This is a genomic window from Limnovirga soli, assembly GCF_013106755.1.
In the GTDB taxonomy this organism is placed as follows: Bacteria; Bacteroidota; Bacteroidia; order Chitinophagales; family Chitinophagaceae; genus Limnovirga; species Limnovirga soli.
In genome coordinates this window covers 86266-106855 of record NZ_WHPF01000001.1, presented here as the reverse complement: position 1 = coordinate 106855, position 20590 = coordinate 86266, and the positions used below count along the sequence as shown (strand labels likewise).

Annotated in this window: 23 protein-coding genes; 12 read left to right on the top strand and 11 right to left on the bottom strand. The window is 35.9% G+C overall.

From position 1 onward, the window contains the following. The first annotated feature begins 372 nt into the window (after window positions 1-372). Entirely contained in the window at window positions 373-921 is a 549-nt protein-coding gene (locus tag GD597_RS00375) for an LOG family protein (protein ID WP_171605806.1), read from the top strand. Here GD597_RS00375 and GD597_RS00370 read toward each other — a convergent pair. Next, complete coding sequence (locus GD597_RS00370; protein ID WP_171605805.1) at window positions 887-1513, bottom strand: hypothetical protein; 627 nt, start codon at window positions 1511-1513, stop codon at window positions 887-889. The two genes, GD597_RS00375 and GD597_RS00370, sit on opposite strands and share 35 nt — an antisense overlap. A 210-nt stretch (window positions 1514-1723) precedes the next feature. Between GD597_RS00370 and GD597_RS00365 the strand changes: the two genes are divergently transcribed. From GD597_RS00365 to GD597_RS00355, 3 genes are all read left to right on the top strand, one after another. Further along, complete coding sequence (locus GD597_RS00365; protein ID WP_171605804.1) at window positions 1724-3343, top strand: M1 family metallopeptidase; 1620 nt, start codon at window positions 1724-1726, stop codon at window positions 3341-3343. Window positions 3344-3631: 288 nt separating this feature from the next. Beyond that, entirely contained in the window at window positions 3632-4690 is a 1059-nt protein-coding gene (locus tag GD597_RS00360; RefSeq protein ID WP_235954135.1) for a YifB family Mg chelatase-like AAA ATPase, read from the top strand. Between the two features lie 50 nt (window positions 4691-4740). Next, window positions 4741-5130 (top strand): helix-turn-helix domain-containing protein, encoded by a 390-nt coding sequence (locus tag GD597_RS00355; protein ID WP_171605803.1) that lies wholly within the window; start codon window positions 4741-4743, stop codon window positions 5128-5130. Between the two features lie 138 nt (window positions 5131-5268). Here the strand turns inward: GD597_RS00355 and GD597_RS00350 are convergent, their stop codons facing one another. Continuing rightward, window positions 5269-6006: a hypothetical protein gene (locus GD597_RS00350; protein WP_171605802.1), complete on the bottom strand. Its 738-nt coding sequence runs from the start codon at window positions 6004-6006 to the stop codon at window positions 5269-5271. A gap of 122 nt (window positions 6007-6128) precedes the next feature. Between GD597_RS00350 and GD597_RS00345 the strand changes: the two genes are divergently transcribed. From GD597_RS00345 to GD597_RS00330, 4 genes are all read left to right on the top strand, one after another. Next, window positions 6129-6518: a helix-turn-helix domain-containing protein gene (locus GD597_RS00345; protein ID WP_171605801.1), complete on the top strand. Its 390-nt coding sequence runs from the start codon at window positions 6129-6131 to the stop codon at window positions 6516-6518. A 342-nt stretch (window positions 6519-6860) separates the two neighbouring features. Then, window positions 6861-7073, top strand: coding sequence for a hypothetical protein (locus GD597_RS00340; protein WP_171605800.1), 213 nt, complete (start codon window positions 6861-6863; stop codon window positions 7071-7073). A gap of 73 nt (window positions 7074-7146) precedes the next feature. After that, window positions 7147-7746 carry a hypothetical protein gene (locus tag GD597_RS00335; RefSeq protein ID WP_171605799.1) on the top strand — a complete coding sequence of 200 codons (600 nt, stop codon included), beginning with the start codon at window positions 7147-7149 and terminating at the stop codon, window positions 7744-7746. Between the two features lies 1 nt (window position 7747). After that, window positions 7748-8881 (top strand): hypothetical protein, encoded by a 1134-nt coding sequence (locus GD597_RS00330; RefSeq protein ID WP_171605798.1) that lies wholly within the window; start codon window positions 7748-7750, stop codon window positions 8879-8881. Between the two features lie 156 nt (window positions 8882-9037). On the opposite strand, the gene GD597_RS00325 is transcribed toward GD597_RS00330, so the two are convergent. The 3 genes from GD597_RS00325 to GD597_RS22175 form a co-directional block, all read right to left on the bottom strand. Further along, a complete protein-coding gene (locus tag GD597_RS00325) occupies window positions 9038-9955 on the bottom strand; it encodes an ArdC family protein (protein WP_171605797.1) in 918 nt (305 codons plus the stop codon). Between the two features lie 117 nt (window positions 9956-10072). Further along, window positions 10073-10558, bottom strand: coding sequence for a hypothetical protein (locus GD597_RS00320; RefSeq protein WP_171605796.1), 486 nt, complete (start codon window positions 10556-10558; stop codon window positions 10073-10075). Window positions 10559-10861: 303 nt separating this feature from the next. Further along, window positions 10862-11119, bottom strand: a complete 258-nt coding sequence (locus GD597_RS22175) for a helix-turn-helix domain-containing protein (RefSeq protein WP_171605795.1) — start codon at window positions 11117-11119, stop codon at window positions 10862-10864. 192 nt (window positions 11120-11311) lie between these two features. Here GD597_RS22175 and GD597_RS00310 point away from each other — a divergent pair, with 192 nt between their 5' ends. From GD597_RS00310 to GD597_RS00300, 3 genes are all read left to right on the top strand, one after another. Beyond that, complete coding sequence (locus GD597_RS00310) at window positions 11312-11584, top strand: hypothetical protein (RefSeq protein WP_171605794.1); 273 nt, start codon at window positions 11312-11314, stop codon at window positions 11582-11584. Next, a complete protein-coding gene (locus GD597_RS00305; RefSeq protein ID WP_171605793.1) occupies window positions 11508-13151 on the top strand; it encodes a recombinase family protein in 1644 nt (547 codons plus the stop codon). The genes GD597_RS00310 and GD597_RS00305 overlap by 77 nt, the downstream gene beginning before the upstream one ends. A gap of 91 nt (window positions 13152-13242) precedes the next feature. Further along, window positions 13243-13434 carry a helix-turn-helix transcriptional regulator gene (locus GD597_RS00300; RefSeq protein WP_171605792.1) on the top strand — a complete coding sequence of 64 codons (192 nt, stop codon included), beginning with the start codon at window positions 13243-13245 and terminating at the stop codon, window positions 13432-13434. A gap of 466 nt (window positions 13435-13900) precedes the next feature. Here GD597_RS00300 and def read toward each other — a convergent pair whose 3' ends face one another. From def to GD597_RS00285, 3 genes are all read right to left on the bottom strand, one after another. After that, a complete protein-coding gene (def, locus tag GD597_RS00295) occupies window positions 13901-14416 on the bottom strand; it encodes a peptide deformylase (protein ID WP_171605791.1) in 516 nt (171 codons plus the stop codon). Then, window positions 14413-15195 carry a hypothetical protein gene (locus GD597_RS00290; RefSeq protein ID WP_171605790.1) on the bottom strand — a complete coding sequence of 261 codons (783 nt, stop codon included), beginning with the start codon at window positions 15193-15195 and terminating at the stop codon, window positions 14413-14415. The genes def and GD597_RS00290 overlap by 4 nt, the downstream gene beginning before the upstream one ends. Window positions 15196-15798: 603 nt before the next feature. Beyond that, window positions 15799-16533 (bottom strand): hypothetical protein, encoded by a 735-nt coding sequence (locus tag GD597_RS00285; RefSeq protein ID WP_171605789.1) that lies wholly within the window; start codon window positions 16531-16533, stop codon window positions 15799-15801. Between the two features lie 217 nt (window positions 16534-16750). Here GD597_RS00285 and GD597_RS00280 point away from each other — a divergent pair, with 217 nt between their 5' ends. Beyond that, window positions 16751-18055, top strand: coding sequence for a type IV secretory system conjugative DNA transfer family protein (locus tag GD597_RS00280; RefSeq protein WP_171605788.1), 1305 nt, complete (start codon window positions 16751-16753; stop codon window positions 18053-18055). A 495-nt stretch (window positions 18056-18550) separates the two neighbouring features. On the opposite strand, the gene GD597_RS00275 is transcribed toward GD597_RS00280, so the two are convergent. From GD597_RS00275 to GD597_RS00265, 3 genes are all read right to left on the bottom strand, one after another. Then, window positions 18551-18757, bottom strand: a complete 207-nt coding sequence (locus GD597_RS00275) for a hypothetical protein (protein WP_171605787.1) — start codon at window positions 18755-18757, stop codon at window positions 18551-18553. A 247-nt stretch (window positions 18758-19004) separates the two neighbouring features. Continuing rightward, a complete protein-coding gene (locus GD597_RS00270; protein WP_171605786.1) occupies window positions 19005-20078 on the bottom strand; it encodes an adenylate/guanylate cyclase domain-containing protein in 1074 nt (357 codons plus the stop codon). Continuing rightward, complete coding sequence (locus GD597_RS00265) at window positions 20075-20587, bottom strand: Pycsar system effector family protein (RefSeq protein ID WP_171605785.1); 513 nt, start codon at window positions 20585-20587, stop codon at window positions 20075-20077. The genes GD597_RS00270 and GD597_RS00265 overlap by 4 nt, the downstream gene beginning before the upstream one ends. Window positions 20588-20590 lie beyond the last annotated feature (3 nt).

The following is a 20590-nucleotide window of genomic DNA, read 5'->3' as shown; positions in this document are numbered from 1 at the left end:
GTACACCTGAACAAAGCTGTGCTGTATAAAGGCAGTGTTCTAATTGTTAATCATACATCCCCACATCCGCAAAACCGCACATCCTCCCATCCGCACGTCCACCCATCCCCACATTCGCTCATCTGCACATCCGCACATCTCCACATCTCCCCATCCGAAAATCTGCTCATTCCCATTCTGCCGTACAAGAGTGCGACGCAAGATAAGCTGCTACTGGTATCCTTAGCCCGGCTAATAAATTTTTTATAACAATTGCTGTAAAAAATAATGGCAATAGGCAGCTTGCGCTTACAATAGTATAACACACAAATATCTATTTTATAATGTAAAAATGCGGCACTACCGGTAATTTTACCAATAAATTGAAGCTGTATGTATAAGTCGGTAGCTGTATTTTGCGGGTCTAATAATGGCAACGATGCCATTTATATGCAACATGCCAAAGACCTGGGTAAACTGCTGGGCCAGCACAAAATACAATTGGTGTATGGTGGCGGTAATGCAGGACTGATGGGCGCTGTGGCCAATGGTGCCTTAGAGCATCAGGGCGAAGTTATAGGCATTATACCCGAAATGCTAAAGCTGCGGGAACGCCATCATACCGGTATTACACAACTTACCGTGGTGCCCGATATGCATACCCGTAAAAAAATGATGTACGAATTAAGCGATGCCGCTATTATTTTACCAGGCGGCAATGGTACGCTTGACGAAATGTTTGAAATGGCTACCTGGAATGCACTTACCATTCACAACAAAAAAATAATCCTGCTAAATACAGCAGGATTTTATAATAACCTGTTAGCCCATATAAATGCCATGCAGGTAAATGGTTTTTTACACGACGACTGGCGAACAATGTTATCGGTATACGATACGCCGGATGCTATTTTTTATGACTGGGTTTCAGGTAAAAATTAAAACCCGTACGTATAACCGGAATGGCCCTGTTGTTATAATCGCGGTAGGGGGAGTTTTTATCCTGCATTAAATCCAAACCAATTAAAGTATAAAAGCTGCCTTGTCCAACTACCCGTTGGCTATAACCAATACCCGCAATAAAACTGGTAGATTTGTATTTGTAAGTAGAGCTTTGATCGTAGGTCATATCTTTAAGACTGATATTGCTCCAGTTACCTTCTAATTGCCCCTGCAGAAAAAGCACATTTATAGGATAAATACGTACAAATGGCCCTACGCCATAACTAAAGTTTCGCTGACGTATATTGCCATTGTAGTAGGGGTCGGCCCTTTGAGAGGCATAGTTTACATTAAAGCCAAGGCCAAGATCAAGCCAGTTGGCTACACTGTAACCTATTTCGGGGCTGGCACCCAATGCAAAAGTGTTGCTGGCAAAACCCAGGTTAATGCCGCCACCAATAAAAATATTTTCTTTTTTAAAGCCGGTATTTTCTTCATCAGCAGTATAGGTGCTGGTTGGCGCATTGCGTTGGGCCAACAGGCAGGTACATATAAAAAAGGCCAATGCAGTTAATATACTTTTCCGTTGCATATTCAAATGTTTATGCGCAAACCTACAAGATTATGCTAAGTTCAAAGCGTTGGAGTCTATAAAATATTGTTAGTATGGCCGTAAGTTAATTTATCAGGCATATTTACCCGCCAAAAACTTACCTAAACCATTTTTTATTCTGCTCGATACAATAGCTATATTTTATAAAACAATTACAGGCTTTGCAATATTTTTACACAAATGAATACTATGTTGTATAAGAATAGCCTGGTTATTTTGTTTATGTGTTGTGCCAATATTGTTACGGCACAAACCAAATTGGTGTACAATCCTTTTATTGATGTGCAACATTATACTTTTAACCTGCAGGTAAACGATGCCAATGATTCTTTGTACGGCGAGGCTGCCATTACCGTAGTATTTACGCAGGCAACAAATGCTGTGGAGTTTGATTTAATTAATGCTAATGCAAAGGGTAAGGGCATGCAGGTGCAAGCAGTTGCCGAAAATGAAATAGCCGCCCAATACACCCATCAGAACGATAAACTGTCTATTCAGCTCAATCATCCTGCAGCGGCAGGGGAGCAGCGTACCTATACCATTCAGTACAGGGGGATACCGGCAGATGGCCTGTATTTTAGTAAAAACCAATTTGGCAAGCGCACCATTTTTGGCGATAACTATGCCAACCGTGCCCGCAACTGGCTGCCCTGTGTAGATCATTTATCTGATAAAGCCAGCGTTGATTTTATTGTAACTGCACCAGAGCATTACCAGGTAATATCGAATGGTATTCAAATTGAAAAAACCAGTTTGTCTAACCACCTTGCCCTTACCCATTGGCAGGAGACCGTTAACTTGCCCACTAAAGTAATGGTAATTGGACTGGCCGATTTTGCAGTTGGTTTTGCCGGCATGGTAGATTGTATTCCCGTACAAAGCTGGGTATTTCCACAACACAAGGAAGCCGGCTTTTACGATTATGCACAGGCCACAGAAATACTGCCTTTTTTTATTCAAAATGTAGGGCCATATGCTTTTAAAAAATTAGCCAATGTAGAAGCTATCACCATTTTTGGTGGTATGGAAAATGCCAGCGCTATTTTTTACAGCGAAAAAAGTATTACCGGCAAACGTGGATATTCAGAAGAATTAATAGCACACGAAATTGCCCACCAATGGTTTGGTGATGCCGCCACCGAAGCCGATTGGCCCCATGTTTGGTTAAGCGAAGGCTTTGCCACCGAAATGGCCAATCTGTACATGGAACATAAATACGGTGCCGATTCTTTGGCCAAACGTATGCAGACCGATAGGGATGAAGTAATCGATTTTTCCAAAGACCGTTTTACACCCATTGTGGATACCAGTGAAAAGAAAGATTTTCTTGAATTGCTAAATGCCAACTCTTACCAAAAAGGAGGCTGGGTATTACATATGCTGCGCCGCAAACTGGGCGATGCCCTTTTTTGGAAAGGCATACAACAATACTATGCCACTTATAACGGCAAAAACGCCAGTACCGATGATCTGCGGAAAGTAATGGAAGCCGCTTCCGGTATGGATTTAAAAGAATTTTTTACCCAATGGTTGTACACTCCCGGCCAGCCCGTGCTGGATATTGCCTGGCACTACGATGCTGCTAAATCACAGGTGAAAATTACCATTACCCAACAGCAACAAAACCTGTTTAATTTTCCTATAGAGTTGGCAATAAAAACGGCAACAGATACACATCGCGTAAAAATTTCTGCTATCAACAAAAAGGTTACAGATATACTGGTTACTGTAGATGCAAAACCACTCAACTTCATTGTGGATCCCAATACAAATCTTTTGTACGAGGGCAAGGTAAGAGAGCAAAAATAATTCCTTACATTCATACAAGGTAAACAACAGTTGTAGGTGCCCGGCACTAATGGTACTATTGGTCACCGCTTGCGTCGCACTCTTGTACTGCAGAATAGGAATGGGCAGATGCGTAAATATGCGTATGTGCAAATGCGGGGATGAGTGAATGTGCTGATGTGCGGTTGAGCATAGGTACAGGTTTGGGATGTTGATTGGGTAACCCTGGTTTACTTCAACTTTTTTAAAGCATTATATATAAAATAAATACCAAACTATTTTAGGCCCTGTACCAAATAAAATTGCCTTATGCTCGTAAAAACCTTTGGCAGCGCAGTTTATGGCGTAGAAGCCATCACCATTACCATTGAAGTAAATGTTAGCAATGGACAAAACTATTTTATTGTTGGTCTGCCCGATAGCGCCGTAAAAGAAAGCCTGCAACGTGTAGAAAGCGCCATCAAAACCAATGAATATTATATGCCCCGTACCAAGCTGGTGGTTAACCTTGCTCCGGCAGACATTAAAAAAACCGGCTCCGCATTCGATTTACCCATTGCCATTGGCGTGCTGGGTGCCAGCGAACAAATAGAAGAACCCGAACGCCTAAGCAACTATGTTATTATGGGCGAGCTAAGTTTAGATGGCAGCATACAACCCATTAAAGGTGCATTGCCCATTGCCATACAGGCCCGCAAAGAAGGGTTTAAAGGACTAATAGTACCCAAACAAAACGAACGCGAAGCGGGTATGGTAAACAATCTGGATGTGTATGGCGTAACGCATATAAACGAGGTGGTAGCATTTTTTAAAAACGAAAACAGCCTGCAACCGGTAATTGTAAATACCAGAGAAGAATTTTTTAGCAACCAATACGAATTTGAATTTGATTTTACCGATGTTAAAGGTCAGGAAAATATAAAACGGGCCATGGAAATTGCCGCCGCTGGTGGCCATAATGCTATATTAATTGGTCCGCCGGGTGCCGGTAAAACAATGCTGGCCAAAAGGTTGCCCACCATTTTGCCGCCACTAAGTTTACTGGAAGCACTGGAAACCACTAAAATACACAGTGTAGCCGGCAAAATGCCCGAGAATAGTTCCTTAGTAAGCAAGCGGCCCTTCCGATCGCCACACCATACTATTTCTGATGTGGCCTTGGTGGGTGGAGGTGGTATACCCCAGCCCGGCGAAATTTCGCTGGCGCATAATGGGGTATTGTTTTTAGATGAATTGCCCGAGTTTAAACGTACCGTGCTGGAAGTAATGCGCCAACCCATGGAGGAGCGTAGGGTTACCATTTCAAGGGCAAAAGTGGCTATTGATTTTCCGGCAAATTTTATGTTAATCGCCAGCATGAACCCCTGACGTTGCGTTGCCTTTTCCCATTTAGCAATCGCGTACCCTATACACCTAATATGTCTAAACTAATTGCACAGCCGCAATCTGTAGGAGAGAAAATAAGGAACAGGAGACTTGAATTGAGGTTAACCCAAAAAGAGTGTGCTCAAATTTTGGGTGTTTGTGAAGATTCAATTCATCTGTGGGAAAACAATCATCATGAGCCCGATATTCAGCAGATGCCTAAAATTATTTCCTTTGTAGGATATGTACCTGTGGAATGTGATACTGACAGTTTACAGGGCAAGTTGAAAATGTTCCGGTATCAGCAAGGATTAAGTCAGGAGAAATTGGCACAATTAGTTGGGGTAAATGAGTCTACAATTTATCACTTTGAATCTGGTAAGCACACCCCATTTCCAAAGACCCTTAAGAAAATTGAAAAACTCCTGTCGGAAAATATGTAGTTGTCGAGATTTTCAAAAAAAAATTGATAGGGGGAGAAATACATAAAAAAAGGAGGCAATATCGATAAAAGATACAGCCTCCTTTTTTGGTCATAAGAACGTGATGTGATTATGTTGAATAATGCAAATCTTGTAAGATTAGTACCCTTTGAGCGCCTTCAGTTCTTTTACCTGAGGTTTCATACTTAAGAATTCTTCAGCATTGATTTGCGCGGCAATCTTGTTCATTATACCTGCATACTGGAGACTGAGTGCTCTGCCAACTGCATTATAAACACCTGGGTCTTGGTACATTTCGTAATCTTGCAACATGTGATCGTACCTCTTTGAAGTTTGTATAATAATATTTTCAATATTAGGGATTGCCACAGACTTAGACCAAATTTTTTGATTGGTAAGAGGTTCAACTCCAGATAAATTGATTTTACCAATCAACGAGACTTTGCCTGAATACGTATAAGTCCAACCACCGCCATCAACCCAGGCACTTAATCTTGGCTTCCATTTTCCTTCCGCTGCACTAAATTGGGGATTAATCTCAATTTGAATAACGATATCAGATCGCTTCTTATCATCAAAAATCATATCATCAAATGAACTGAATGGCCCCTTCAAATTAAAACCCTTGGCGACAATCAGTTCTTCAATGTCACTTCCCAAAGCTTCTTTAAAAGTTTTGAATAATTCATTGTTGCTGGATTGAAATGAGGTAACATAATACGGCTGTACTTGACACAACAGCATATTTACAGAGCCGGAAGGGGCAGATTCTTTTGGAGAATAATCAAAGCTAAAAGTTTCCTTGCTCTGAGGTACTTGATGGGAAGCACTACAGCCTCCCAAAGTAATTACCAGTAAAATTAGAATTCTTTTCATATCTATGTAGTTTGGTTAAATATTCGAACCTTAAAGGTTTGAAAAGAAGCAGGAATATTCTATTCATTATGCGAATACTTTATTCTAAAAGCTCATATTTTATGCATTAAGATTGTACTTTTATGGAAACAAAACATATGTACGGGAGTAAGATTAAGGCTTTTCGAATGATGCGCGGATTTTCTCAGGAAGATATGGCTGGAAGGCTTGATATTACCCAGGCTACCTACTCTAAGATTGAAGGGAATAAACAACGTGCAAATGCAGATCAATTGGAGAAAATTGCCAAGGAATTAGGAGTGACCATAGCAGATATTACTAGTAATGAACCTATTGTTATATTAAATAACGCCTCCAATCATGGGGCCCAAGGCCACATTGAAAATTTTTATGCTGACCAGAAGGAATTATATGAAAAGCTCGTTGCTTCGAAAGATGATGAAATAAAATCTCTTAAAGAAATGATCCAGACCTTAAAGGATTTAGTTGGATCATTTGGTAAAAAAAATTAGAATAGTTTTAGCAATAGCCTTTATTACACTGGTTCAATTTGTAACTCCATCCGTTTTTGTAATCACAATGATATAGACCCTAAGAAAATTAGTTGCTGTTTACGGCAGTAAATTAAAGTGTTATTTTGGAAAGCCTTTTCCAATACTATTTTATTTGTAAAAATCAATTTTTATGTTATATTAAGAATAAAAACCCAGTTCATTAAACAAATTCACTTAATTTTGACCCCCGATAACAGTTTTCCACATAGTGTTGAAAACTTTTGTATGCTTAACATTGCTTACTTAGAGACCTTTACGTAGGTTAGTAAGTGATAATTTATCACACTATAAATCATGTGTATGCCGAAAGCAGTTAAAAGCTATGTCAATAAAAAAGGACTAGCTTACTATAGGAAGACCGGCCGCTACAATGAAACAACTGCTGAAGCTGTTAATGTGTTTAAAAATGGTGCACGTTCAGCTTTATCACAAAAAAATCTCGCACCAGCGGGAAATCAAAGTGCAGCAGCTAAAACATTGAAGAAAGTTCTAGAAGAACTTGCTTGGGAATAATTCCTATATTTATTATTATATTTAGCCTTCGTTTGTAAAAACGAAGGCTTTTTTTTACATTTTATATTATTTTATGAAATTACCCACTCTAAGCAAAAAAGCTAAAAAAAGACGATTAGAAGAATGGAATACTTGGTTGCATAATTTTGAACAACAAAACCTTGATGAAAAGGGAAATCCTAAATTTATTTATATCCCAAACGCAGCTTGGCTTTTAAATGATTTATATTGGAGATTAGTTGAGCAATATTTAAGACCACTACTTGCCACAGATAAAGAGGATGAAGAAGAACATAGGATTCATCCATCCAAAATAATTGCTGCCTCAGAAATTACAATAATGATGACACTCCCTATTCAATTTATTGGAGACGCATTGAAAGAGAAAAAAGTAAACGCTACATTAGCTTGGTTTGTTGCTACTCAAATTATGGAAGGTTGGAAAACTGGATGGGATATAGAGGTTACATCAGAGCAGATTACAACGGTCGCAATGTTTAAAGAACCAATTGACAAAACTATACGCTATCCTCAAAGTTTTGCTGCTGAGCACGTCAATTGGTTGGCATATTTGAATGTAACAATTGAAAAGCCTCTTTTGTTATTAGCTCAATGTTGGAGGCTCTTTTATATATCATGTCTTTCAATCGCTGAAGGAGGTAATTTGAAATAATATGAGAAAAACGAGTAGAAGCCCTCTTTTAGAAATTCCGTACATGTCTGCTTTTGATATACCTGTTATATTTAATGATAGTGTTAAGGTTTCGTATATCTATCAACTCAAGAAAAAATATGCGAGTATAAGATCCTTTTTAAAAGAATGTCCAGATGATTATTTTGCTCCTTCAATTAAAAAAAATGTAGAAGTTCAGGTTCGAAATGTTCAAGAATCAATGTTAAAAGTTATAGAGGAATATTTAAATGGCCACCCTTCAAATGCATATAAATTATTTGAAAAGTCAATTTTACAATATGACTTAGAGGAAGAGATGCAAACATTTCAGCAAATTCAAATTCCTTCAAATAGTGTTTCTTTTCGGATCAAGCCGGATTGGGATCCTAGTCCGGCTATGAAAAGGATTAAAAGTGGCATGTTTAAATATAAAAAGCCATTAGATTTATTTCACCCTCAATTTCAACATCGCCGATCTGTTGGAACAAACAGATTTAGTATTTCTGGTTACCCCAGTTTATATTTATCAAAAAGTATACATACGTCTTTTTCTGAATGTTTTCCCGATAGTGAATTTGGAGGATTTCATGTAATCGGGTTTAAAAACATAAGACCCTTGTACTTATTAGATCTTTCAAAGGATAATTTGATAGAAACCCCTTTATTGTTTAAACCTATTCTACCTTATATAAAAGCAACCACTTTTGCAATTGATAAAAGTGTTTCTGATATTACGCAATACTTAGGTGTTTATCAGCTAATAATCGCATGCCACACCAAAATAAATTACATCCCTTTATATAAAAATGAGAAATATTATTTTAAAGCAGAATATATAATACCTCAACTATTGCTTCAATGGGTGAAATTGAAAGGTTTAGTAATCGATGGAATTCGTTATAAATCCTGTACAGGTTTTTCAAAATTTCCATTAAATACAAATCATTATAATTATGTCCTTCCGGTAAAACAAAGCTTAGAAAAGGGGTTTTGTCCTTCCTTAGCCAGTATTTTTACTTCAACAGAGGTTTACAGTTGTATAAACTCAGAATCTATCTTAGATATAAATTTAGCTTTAGAAGAAATATCTTCAAAAATCATATCTTCTACATTTACACCACTGGTTGAAAGCTGATTTTTTCAGGTTTATCCAAATTTACCTAGAATATATTAAAGTGAAAATAATAGTAACAACTTATTTTGAGCTTTTGATAGGTGAAAAGCACTGACAATTATACTTGAACCAGTGTACTAAAATAAGCTTGGCACGGGATGCCAAGCTTATTTACATTTATTCAGGTTGTTCAACTTCGAATTCATCATTGGTGTCCTGAATAGTTTTGGATTCTTTTTGAAGTATGTATTCAACACCTCTTTGCGCCCTACCTGCGGCTTTTATCACAAATCGTTTATCACCTTTAAATACATCTAACCATCCTTTGATATAGGCTGCATTGTTACTTAAATCTGCATTGATAATTCCTGCATGAGATTTTAAGTAGCAGGCCCCCATCTCTGCAACTAATTCTTCCAATGAATAGGGTTCTGTACCAAAGTCTGCATTCTCACATACTTCTTTCCGGTTTAAGCGTTCCGCATGGCCAGTAGAATGCACTAATTCGTGAAATAAAGTGCCGTAATACGCTTCGCTGGTAATGAATGAGGTAATCTTTGGCATGTTGATATAGTCAAGGGAAGGTACGTAATACGCCTCTTGGGTATTATGCTCAATCCTTGGGCAATTTGGCATGTTTTCTACAATCAGTTCGCAGGTAAGCAACGGCTGGTTGTCATTAGTGCTAACTACAGGAAGAAAGGCAGTTGGGATATCAATACATTGTGCCACATTGAATACCTTATAATACCGGAGGAAAAACTTTCGTTTCCCGGTTTGCCCATCAGCCAAGTCCTTTTTCTCTTCAATCATTTTCTGAAATACCACAAATGTTCCTTTCTCACCTTTTTTAACTGAAGCTCCTATTGTCTTAATTTGCTTCCAGGTCAAAAAGAGGTTTTTGGAAAATCCCATCGCATTTAAGAGCATAAGGTTAATGCCCCGGTACGGACGTTTAGAGATCAAGTTTTGAGGCAGCCCTGCTTCTGTCCAGGGCTTTTGCCAGGGAATCGTACCGGTTTCAAGCAGATCAATGATTTTGTTAGTCACTAACGAATACACATCAATGGTGACTGAAGTTGTTTCTGTTTCCATACATGAATATTTAGTTGTTAAAGAATTAATTTATATTCAGTGTATAGAGCTTGCTTGACCTTTTTAAGGAGTACCATTTAGCTATTTATAGAAAACTTTGGGGATAACCCACCATCGCTACTCTTTCGTGATACTAAGTAATCCGGATGCTATTGCTTCAAATATTTTAGTGTAATAGTGGTATTTTAGGGACGATTCTTTGTGCTGCTCAAAATTCATCTCAGAAAATCGTTTTGAGATAAATTCCCGCAATTGTTTTTTATTTGAAACACCTGTTGCACAGCATCTTTTTAAGTCCTTAATAGAGTAGGCCGTAAGAATGATACCTTCTTGTACTGCAGTTTTTTCTAGCGCAACAAACAGTTCATTGAGATTCTTTGAACGTGTATAGGCAATTGGAACCTTCACGCCGATATCTTTTATCCCATACGTTCTGGTAAATTTCAAAATCGTTTCAATGATATGTTTGCATTTTGCAGCTGACCATTTGCCGGTAAAGCGTTTTATTTGGCAATAGTAAATGACAGTACTTTTCATAATTGCCATACCGACATATTTTGTTCCTAGGCTAATTCCAAGAACTACTTTTCGAGTTTCCATCATGCTGTGAGATGAGATAAGTGAATAATGCTCCACGAGTTCTCTTAATCTTGTGCTCTGGGATTGACATGACTTTTGTCAAAAGTTTCCGTAAAAATGCTTCGTGATATTTTCTCGTATACTGGAGGTGTAAAGCGAGTGCATCTCTATCATCTAAGGCAGTCGCTATTTCATTAGCGAGTCGTATTTCATGTTGATCATAGTTCATAGTTTCTGATAAGTGTATAACCCTGTTAATAACGAGTGTATTTATGGTATCGATTCGTAATCGATTTAATTAAATATCGTTTCGTTCGATTTATATGGCTATTCAGGCTTTTTCATTGCTATATCCTCTTTAAATTCAACCCAATGATCGTAGTACAGTTCATTAACAATTGTTCTATAAATGACACTGAGTTTAATGAGATTAATTGCACTTGGATAAGTCAGTCCTCGTTCCCATAAAGAGATACGAGCTGTGCTTCCCAGGTTTAATAAGATGGCTACATCTTTTTGAGTGTACCCACATAGCTTTCGATAGTGCCTAAGCCTATTTGGAATATGTCGACAATCATGTTCCATAATAATAACGATAGCAACAGAGTTTCGAGCATCACAGTAGGTCAAATTTTACGTAAATAGCAAGTCAGGCAAGTGCAGTATATACCTAATTATTTTTTTAATTCCATTACTATAAAATTTGCCCTCCTTTTATTGGATAGTATTTTTTTGGAAAATGAATCTCATAGTGCACTAATTCAAAAATGTACCTATATGAGACATGCCAAACAAAAAGTAAATGCTATTCAAGAATTAGAAGGACAAAATGAAGCTTTGAAAAAGCTTGGATTTTGCATATCCAAAGACCAATCAAATCAAGCTCCTTCTTTAGTCCTGGATAAGACTTCCGAAGATATAGCCCTTGACTATTTGGCCAGTATTTTGGTAGAAATATTTTATACAAAATCACATGCAATCACCAATAAAAAAACGGGCAGTTCTGTATTGCCGGGTATCAACAAAAGAACAAGTAGAGGAAGGGAATAGTCTTGCCTCACAAGAGAAAAACTGTCGGGAATATGCAATAAAAAATGGCTTTGAAGTTATTGCGACTTTTATTGAGCAAGGGGAAAGTGCTAAAACAGCCAACCGGACGGAGTTACAAAAACTCCTTACTTTTTGTGCTGTACGGAAAAATAATATTCACGCTGTTATTGCCTATAAAATTGACCGTATTTCACGAAATACGGATGACTATAGCCAAATCAGAATCTTATTAAAACGCTATGGGGTAGAGATTAAATCAACCTCTGAATTTTTTGAAAATACCCCCGCAGGGCGGTTCATGGAAAATATCATTGCAAATGTCGCCCAGTTTGATAATGATGTGCGAACAGAACGTAGTGTAGGAGGTATGAAAGATGCAATGCGAGAAGGGCGGTATGTTTGGCAGGCTCCTATTGGCTATAGTAATGTCCGAATTCATGGAAAGGCTACTATTACTCAGAATACTCTGGCTCCTGTAATTCGACAGTGCTTTGAAGAAATAGCAAAAAATACCAATACTGCTGAAGATGTAAGAGCTATGATGATCAAAAAGGGCTTAATTCAAGCAAATGGAAAGCCGCTGACAAAATCTCCCTTTTACAGAATGCTCAAGAATGTGGTGTATAAAGGGGTGATACAGAAGTTTGGTGAACAGCATAAAGGGCTCTTTGAGCCAATAGTTTCAGAAGAGCTTTTTGAGCAAGTACAACGTGTGTTGAGATATGGCAAGCGGAGAAATCTCCATTATCTTTCAGAAAACCCTGACTTTCCATTAAGACGGTTTATTCAACATCCAGACGGTATAAAGTTGACCGGTGGGTGGGCACAGGGCAAAACCAAAAAATACCCGTACTATCTTTTTCATAAGAAACCCAAAGTATTTAAAAAATCATACTTGGAAAATTGGTTTATGGAACTTCTAGATCAGCTCAAGTTCAATGATGACCATTTTATAAAACTAAAGAAGTATGTACATGAACACCTGGAACTAAAAAATATGGATAATAAGCTACAAGCTGAAAAACTTCGAAAGCATATTACAGGATTAAAGGAAAAGCAAAATATGCTGATTCAGAAGAACCTCAGTGGGATTATTAGTGATGCGGTGCTTAGTCAGCAACTGGATGATACAGAAAGGCACTTAATGCAAACAACTGCAGATCTGGCACAGATTACTCATCTGCCAGTCAACTTTGACCAGATATTTTTGGAGTCGAAAGATGTACTACAAAGTCCTGCAAAATTATGGGAAATGGCTCCATTCCAACTGAAGTTGAAACTGCAATGGTTTTACTTTCCAAAAGGTATCATCTTTGATGGTGTTGAAAGTAAAACACCTGAAATCTCCTTTATTTTCAAGGCTAAAAAGGCGATTTTAGATAACTTTTCCTCTGAGGTGACCCTTAGGCTTTCGACTTTGAACTCTGTACGCACACCAAACAATCAAAATACCTTTTTAGAACAATGTTTTTCTGAACATTTAGCTCTTGAATTTCTACAAATCGTTGCGTTAAAAAGAAGTAATACTGATACCTCTCTAGAAATATTTAAAGATGATGGGGGGTAAAAAAAATTCATACGGTATGTAGAGAATTTTCTACTTACATACAAATTGCCCTACTGTTACTCTCTTTATCAAATTTCTATCCTCAGTGCATATGAAAAATAATCATTTAAAATCAGTGCGCCTGCAATTAGGATTAACACAAAAACAAGTCGCCCAATTATTAGGAATGAAAATTGAAGATCGATTATCACACTGGGAAAAGGGAAGCGCCACATCGAGTGTTCAAAACCTCTATAAGTTAGCGCAGCTCTGCCAGGTGAAGATTGAAGACTTGTTATCTTAGACTAGTTTCTTTCGCTTTTTTTGAGCTTGTTTTCTTGCCTTGGCTTTTTCTGGATATGTTCCTATTGTATCGAGAGAATGGTTGCTGATTTCTAATTATCTTATTTCTTATTCTTGTTTTGATAATACAATTAGTATTTCCTTTCAACGAGTACCAATGACTGTTATCTCTATGTTATTTTCATTCTGTATGGCACTTTTTGGAGACTACATAGCTACTATAGAACCTGTTAGGGCCGTGCATATGATGAATGGCTGTAGTTTAAGAATAAATGTAATTCTGAAGAAGAAATTGAAATTAAGATTAAGAAATTATAGCAGATGTGAATCATACTATAAATCTTATGTACAAAGTTTGAACAGAATATATCATTAGAATATCCTGTTTTTATTATTTTTAGTGATGATGAATCCGATTAATTAAATTAAAAAATCTTAAATGTACAAATTACTATTTGGTGCTTGTTTTATTCCCACTCAATATCAAGAGGTTCTAATTTTGTTTGAGATGTCATCCTGTCTACAAAGAGAATACCATTGAGATGGTCTATTTCATGCATAAAAATCCGTGCAAGAAAACCTTCCACACCAATTTGTTTTCTTATTCCAAATCGATCTTGATATGTGATATGAATTTTATGTCTCCTTTCAACTTCACCTCTACACCCTGGGATAGAAAGACAGCTTTCTTTTTTAATATCTTTCTTACCACTCTCAGATTGAATTTCTGGGTTTACTATTACCAATGTATCTTGAGGCTTGGATTTGTCCATGTTAATTATGGCAATTCTTTTTTGAAGCCCTACTTGAGGCGCAGATAGTCCTACTGCAATTTTCCAACTATAAAATGTTTCTATTAGGTTGTCGACTTCTTTTTGAAAGTCGTCATCAAATAAAGTGACTACTGAGCTTGCTTGTCTCAAACTAGTTTCTTTGGTGTAAATGTTGTCGCCACTGAGTTGTATTACTTGTAATTTACTCATAATAATTGCCAGTTAATTTCGTAATGATATAGTAGTTTAGGATCTCTAATTGGCCAAGTATACTCCCCATCTGAATTTAGAGTTTTCTCGTCTGATAATATTGGGATTTTAGCTCCTTTATAGCTTTCAGTGTCACAATTTATTTTCGTAATGCCACTTTCAGGAAATAACATGACTGTCATAATAAGAAGGTCGGTCGGTTCTTCGATTGTGGTAGAAAAAAATGGCAGAGCTGGTCCCTTAGCTACCCACCTTGCTTCAACCTCAATTATACCACCTTTTTTTAGAGGAGTTGTAAATTTGAAGTCATAAACATTATAAAGGTTTTTTGTGTCTTCCAGTTTAATAACTTTATATTTATGATTTCCTCCAGATAGAGTATATTCAGAACCAGACCATTGAAATTTGTCAGTATAATTTGTCAAACCTCCTTTAAGCGCTTTGAGTTTGTAGCGTCTAATATGAGTATATGTATCTTTGTCTATCCACTTATGAACTTTTTCTTCTCGTAATATTCTAAAGTTACAATCTATTACATCAAATTTAGGTAGGCTCTTGTTGCTTCTTCTATAAATTGCATAGGAAGTAATTCCAATTAATAGTAAAACTATTATAACTATTAAAATTAAGTCTAGTGTTGTGAATTGGAGTTTTGTCGAGATTAAGAATGTAACAACTATTCCAATAATTGCAACTCCAATTGTCCAAATTGTTTGCACAATGATTTTATCACCAATGGACTTTAGATATTTTTTAATTGAATTTGTATCATTTGTCATATTATAAAATTTCGATATAGTTTTTAAAAGGTTATATCATTTTATTTTTTATTTCATCGAGTTACGTTATCGAAGAAAAGTCGAAAATGTAAATGCTTAAGCACTAGTGTCGACATTTGAAATAGTCTGAAGGAAACAATTGCTTAATGAAGATACAAAAGTTGGGGATATATTCTACAACAGGTTCAAAAATCCTAAAGTGGGAGTAAATAATTAGATTTTTTTAGTTGATTTTTAAAGAAATGGGTAATACCAAATTTATGCAAAGTGGTTATTATATGATGATTTTCAATACGTCTAACTACAAGAGTTTATTCTAAGGTTAATTTTGTCAATGCACTTTTCATGAGTAGTTGTAATGTATCAATTATTTTCAATCAGTACCTTTTTAAGGAATAGGCCTTTTCTTTAAAGCCTTTTAATGGCATGTGATACCAGTATCTTTTGTGTGGTATTGGTCTACTTAAAATATTCCTATTTAAATATATTATGAACATACGACTTCTATTTTAAAAGAGTAAGAGCCTAATTGTAAGATTATGTTTGACACAAATTCAAAGTAAAAAATGCTTCTTTATATTTTAATTATATCCTTAGTAATTTTTAGAAGTTAATTGATATTTTATTCCCACTTAATTCATATTCCGGGGCTCGCAATTCAGCCGTATATTCTTTATTGCCTTTGCCAATAATAAATGGAATCTTGTATCCATTATTATAATGAACAACTGGATGAGCTGGCCAAAACATATTTGTTGTTCTGTAAGCAATCCAAAGGACTACATGGGTACTTAATTCGAAAAGATGGGTACCTAAATAATGAGTTGGTTGGTTGTCTTCTGACCAGGGGATAAAGTCTTCGTGTAATGAAAAAGAAGCCTCAAAATCAAAATTTTGTTTCGGGATAGCAAAGAAAATAAGTATTGAGGGAACTACATGTGACGCTAATATTGAATAATCAGTTTTTCTATTTAGATAAGGAGAATTTGGCGGTATAAAACTTGGTTCAGGTAGCTGAATAGTAAATAGATGTCTGATTCCAAATGAGTTTTGATCAGAATTAACCAATTGATTTCCATGAAATAATATGGTTTTGTCGTATCTGCCTGTATGTTCTCTAAATCCTGCTTGACCTGATCCGTGCACCGTAAACTTGCCTTCTCCTGGAGATGTGGCCTCTATAGCAACAATTTCAGCCTGACTCTCTTTTATTAAAAACCATCTGGTATTTTCAAAATCTGGCCAACTGATATATATGCTACCATCTTTTTCTTGAGTAAATGTGAAAAGATGAAATCGCTTGTTTATGAAGACTCTTGTACTTGAAAATTTTGCCATAGGGTTGTTGTTATTGGAATAAATATACTAAAACAATGTAGATTATTTGAGTGCCACTAAATGTGTCCTAATTCCAAGGCAATCAAAAATTTCAATGAAAGAATATTACCATAATTTTCGAAAAGGGCCTGTGGTATGTATTTCTGTAGCTTTTTCTATTTAAATTAATTCCTTCCCCCTAGTTGGCCCATCTCCAGTAAGATACGATCTACTAAGTATGACTCAAAAGGAATATGAAAAACCTGTAATCACCCCTATTGGTATTACTGATTGGAGAGACATAAAACAACTATTTGGTATTAAAGATACTGATCGTTTTGGGCATATATACTCCATTGGTAAAACAGGAGTAGGAAAGTCTACTTTGTTGATGCAAATGGCTATTACAGATATTCTCAGGGGGAACGGGCTATGCATAATTGATCCTCATGGAGATATTACGAAATCAATATTAGACCATATCCCAGAGCATAGAATTAAGGATGTTATATATTTTAATACGACTGACAGTATACGCCCTATTGGTTTTAATCCACTTAGTGGCGTTCCCATCACAGAGCATCATTTAGTTGCTTCAGGATTGATTTCTACCTTTCGCAAAATTTGGATTGAGTCCTGGGGGCCGCGATTAGAGTATATCCTCCGCTATGTATTACTAACCCTATTAGAATATCCAAAAGCAACCCTTCTGGATATTGCACCACTCTTAACGGATTTCTACTTCAGAAATGCTGTATTAGCCTATGTTACAAATCAGCACGTTCGAGCATTCTGGAAAAATGAGTTTGAAAAATACAACCCGGCTTTAAAGGCCGAGGCGATTAGTCCAATACTTAATAAGACAGGAATTTTCTTGACAAGTATTCCACTTAGAAATATCGTAGGCCAAAAAGAATCTAGCTTTACTATTGAGCAGGTTTTAAATGAGCGCAAAATCCTTATAGTCAATTTGGCGAAAGGGGAGATAGGCGAAGATGCGTGTTCTATACTAGGCAGCATTTTGGTTTCAGCTATTCAATTGGCTGTTATGCATCGTTCAACACAAGAGGAGGAAGATAGAATCCCCTTTTTCCTCTATATTGATGAGATGCATTCTTTTGTATCATTATCATTTATCGATATTCTGGCAGAAGCAAGAAAGTATAAACTTTCCTTGTTTCTAACACATCAATATATTGATCAAATTAATGAAAAAATACGAGCTGCTATTTTTGGTAATGTTGGGACACTCATTTCTTTTAGAGTAGGTGCGGAAGATGCCAAGTATCTTTCAAAAGAATTTTCCCCAACATTTAAAGAAACTGATTTTGTTGCACTTCCTAAATATGCAATGTATCTAAAGCTCATGATCGATGGGGCAACTTCACAGCCGTTTAGTGCGCAAACTATTTCACTACAAATACATTCGGAGTCAAATCGCAATTTGGTGATAGATTTTTCTAGGGAAAAGTATGGGGCAAAGCCTATTGAGATTAAGCGGCAACAATCAGAAATTATAGATCAACAAACTCTATTCGGCTAGAAGCACTAATTCTAATGAGAATTTAGGTGAAGATTATTTTGGAAGGTAAAATGGGGTATATGAAATGTATTTCAATTTGGTAGCCTATTTAATATTTACTTTTATTGAAAGCATATATACCATTGCATTTAATTTTTTTTGCAGGGTACTCGTTAATTTTATTAATAGGTATGATATTTTTTACAGAGTTTGGTTTTTCTTTAAATTTATACTGTTATGAGGAATAATAAAAAAAGGATGCGTTACCCAGAAAGTTATTATTGGGAAAATCGAGCAAAGAATTTAATCATTGTTGGTGGACTGATAATTGCCGGTGCCCTTATCGTTTTAGGCTTCTTATGGTTATATAAGTATTTTTTCTAAATGTATTATTGAACCTGTAATTTTATTTGTAGCTTTTTAAAAATATGACTCTTTAATATAAAAAGCCTGAATAGAACTTCTATACAGGCTTTTTATTGATACAAAGAGCTTTATACTGATCATGAATTAACGTTACTCGTCTTCATATTTGTTTTTGTCGAATTCTGTAAAATGAACAGGTGATTCGGGTCCTTCCCATTTATTCCCATTTACTAAGTATACTTCGTAGTAATGAATCCACTCAATAGCCCAGGGAATTGTATATTTATATATTTCTGTCCATCCATTCCATTTCATATCTTTTAGATAATGTAAACAGAGAGAGTGGTCAGAATACATGTGGATTGTATTGCTTGGAATAATATCCTCAGGTGACAATATTTTTGTTGAGGGCTCATTCCATGCAGTACACCTTAGTTCTAATTTATATTGATTAATATAATCTGAAGACGAAATCTCACCAACACATATCAAGACATTTTTTTCAATTCTACACTTCAAAAATTGGTAATGATCTTCAATTAATTTTTTTTGATACGTAAGAATTGTTTCTTTTGCTGATTGTTGTATATGTGGTTTAAAAAATTTACTTCCCATAATGGAATCGGTGTTTTTCGTGATGGACTCCAGATTCATCATTTATTTTCCCGTTCTCATCTAAAAAAGCCCTTTGAGAATGTAAAAGAGCTGTGGTATTCCTTAGTCTCTCTATTCTTTCCTTTTCTCTAATTTCATTTTCAGTTACGATATGTAATTGCCCATCTGCAGACTCACTAATAAAGGGTAAGCTTTTCAAGTACTTAAACCAATCAAAGGAATATTGTGTGTAAAAGAATTTTTTTGCAGGGTTTTTAAATATATATCTATTCTCCTCGGAAATAATTGCATACCATTTTTCATCACCTTGTAGTAGCTCTTTTACATTGTTTCCAACTACAATTCCATTCCTTTTAGCAAAGGCTTGCATTTTGCTGGCGAGGCTAGTGTGGAGGCTTAAGGTCGTTAATTCACTTACATCCATCAATCCGAAATTAGCCCATAAAACATCTTCGTCATTTCCAAAATCAATTCCAATTCTTGTATTAATATTTTCTATATCATTATCAAGAAAAACATCTTTTAGATCATTTTGGACAAAATAACTGAACATGCTACATGCAGTAATAGCAAATTTAATGGCCTCCTTTTTCTCTATTGTTTTTCCACCAAAATATGCGAATACGCCATCACCTTGTAACCTTTGCACGTGTCCTCCTAAACTTACGATAGTATGAATAGCAGCGCTTTGGATAGTATTAGTGATACTATAAATATCTTCAAGATCATATTTTTTGAAAAGATTTGTTGAACCTTGTATGTCTATAAAAAGTGAAACAATATGGTGATTTTCAGTCTCATCCGAATTTTTTAGGTGCTTAAAATCAGGGTGCAAACCTAATTGAGCATTTGAAAGTAGATCAGTTTGCTTCATAAGCGTCAACGGCAAAGTATTGAGTTGTAATTTATTACTAAATGTTCTTTGTTCCCGAATCTGCTCAATTGTTTGCGTTTTAGATCTTCCAAAACTATTTAGTCCTGAAATGCCTTTCACAAGGTCTTGTCTTTTACTATTCGCTTTTACAATATCTTTTAAGTGGTTTGTATATTTATCGTAAATCATTGTGTAATGTTTTGTATTATGTACATGAAAAAAATTGTTATTAAAACAAACTGACTCAGTAAACAGAAGCCTGCAATTCGTAAGAAATTAAATTTTGTAGCAAGCCCTTTAGCTAAGGAATGAGCTTGCCTAGTCATATCTAATATTATTGAAGATTCGGTCTCTCCTTCATATTTCTCCATAAACCTACCTAGCTCATATTTAGCAATGCCTCCAAAATATATGAGAGATACTTTATCGTCATTTGCATGGTTGTCTTTCATAAAAGGAGTTATTGCTCTCAGCGTATAAATAATTGAAAGAATACAAAGAGAAAATATTGAAATTAGAAATAACCAAAAAATGCAGGTTTTTTCGATGTTATTAGATATACTTGTATATCCTATACTTATCCCGCTAAAAATGAATGTATTAAGTCCAATATAAAAAGCTCCTTTGTTGTTAACCGAATCAAAATAGTGATCAAATCTTTCAATCAGGAATTTTGTATGTTCATATTTTATTTCCATCAA

What these genes read in the sequence shown, in the direction of transcription:
- GD597_RS00365 (WP_171605804.1), top strand. Translation starts at nt 1,724, where the DNA reads ATGTTGTATAAGAATAGCCTGGTTATTTTGTTTATGTGTTGTGCCAAT.
- GD597_RS00275 (WP_171605787.1), bottom strand. Translation starts at nt 18,757, where the DNA reads ATGTATTCTGACCACTCTCTCTGTTTACATTATCTAAAAGATATGAAA.
- GD597_RS00330 (WP_171605798.1), top strand. Translation starts at nt 7,748, where the DNA reads ATGAGAAAAACGAGTAGAAGCCCTCTTTTAGAAATTCCGTACATGTCT.
- GD597_RS00310 (WP_171605794.1), top strand. Translation starts at nt 11,312, where the DNA reads ATGAGACATGCCAAACAAAAAGTAAATGCTATTCAAGAATTAGAAGGA.
- GD597_RS00290 (WP_171605790.1), bottom strand. Translation starts at nt 15,195, where the DNA reads ATGACAAATGATACAAATTCAATTAAAAAATATCTAAAGTCCATTGGT.
- GD597_RS00285 (WP_171605789.1), bottom strand. Translation starts at nt 16,533, where the DNA reads ATGGCAAAATTTTCAAGTACAAGAGTCTTCATAAACAAGCGATTTCAT.
- GD597_RS00340 (WP_171605800.1), top strand. Translation starts at nt 6,861, where the DNA reads ATGCCGAAAGCAGTTAAAAGCTATGTCAATAAAAAAGGACTAGCTTAC.
- GD597_RS00370 (WP_171605805.1), bottom strand. Translation starts at nt 1,513, where the DNA reads ATGCAACGGAAAAGTATATTAACTGCATTGGCCTTTTTTATATGTACC.
- GD597_RS00350 (WP_171605802.1), bottom strand. Translation starts at nt 6,006, where the DNA reads ATGAAAAGAATTCTAATTTTACTGGTAATTACTTTGGGAGGCTGTAGT.
- GD597_RS22175 (WP_171605795.1), bottom strand. Translation starts at nt 11,119, where the DNA reads ATGGAACATGATTGTCGACATATTCCAAATAGGCTTAGGCACTATCGA.
- GD597_RS00300 (WP_171605792.1), top strand. Translation starts at nt 13,243, where the DNA reads ATGAAAAATAATCATTTAAAATCAGTGCGCCTGCAATTAGGATTAACA.
- GD597_RS00265 (WP_171605785.1), bottom strand. Translation starts at nt 20,587, where the DNA reads ATGGAAATAAAATATGAACATACAAAATTCCTGATTGAAAGATTTGAT.
- GD597_RS00270 (WP_171605786.1), bottom strand. Translation starts at nt 20,078, where the DNA reads ATGATTTACGATAAATATACAAACCACTTAAAAGATATTGTAAAAGCG.
- GD597_RS00335 (WP_171605799.1), top strand. Translation starts at nt 7,147, where the DNA reads ATGAAATTACCCACTCTAAGCAAAAAAGCTAAAAAAAGACGATTAGAA.
- GD597_RS00360 (WP_235954135.1), top strand. Translation starts at nt 3,632, where the DNA reads ATGCTCGTAAAAACCTTTGGCAGCGCAGTTTATGGCGTAGAAGCCATC.
- GD597_RS00325 (WP_171605797.1), bottom strand. Translation starts at nt 9,955, where the DNA reads ATGGAAACAGAAACAACTTCAGTCACCATTGATGTGTATTCGTTAGTG.
- GD597_RS00355 (WP_171605803.1), top strand. Translation starts at nt 4,741, where the DNA reads ATGTCTAAACTAATTGCACAGCCGCAATCTGTAGGAGAGAAAATAAGG.
- GD597_RS00375 (WP_171605806.1), top strand. Translation starts at nt 373, where the DNA reads ATGTATAAGTCGGTAGCTGTATTTTGCGGGTCTAATAATGGCAACGAT.
- GD597_RS00280 (WP_171605788.1), top strand. Translation starts at nt 16,751, where the DNA reads ATGACTCAAAAGGAATATGAAAAACCTGTAATCACCCCTATTGGTATT.
- GD597_RS00305 (WP_171605793.1), top strand. Translation starts at nt 11,508, where the DNA reads ATGCAATCACCAATAAAAAAACGGGCAGTTCTGTATTGCCGGGTATCA.
- GD597_RS00320 (WP_171605796.1), bottom strand. Translation starts at nt 10,558, where the DNA reads ATGATGGAAACTCGAAAAGTAGTTCTTGGAATTAGCCTAGGAACAAAA.
- GD597_RS00345 (WP_171605801.1), top strand. Translation starts at nt 6,129, where the DNA reads ATGGAAACAAAACATATGTACGGGAGTAAGATTAAGGCTTTTCGAATG.
- def (WP_171605791.1), bottom strand. Translation starts at nt 14,416, where the DNA reads ATGAGTAAATTACAAGTAATACAACTCAGTGGCGACAACATTTACACC.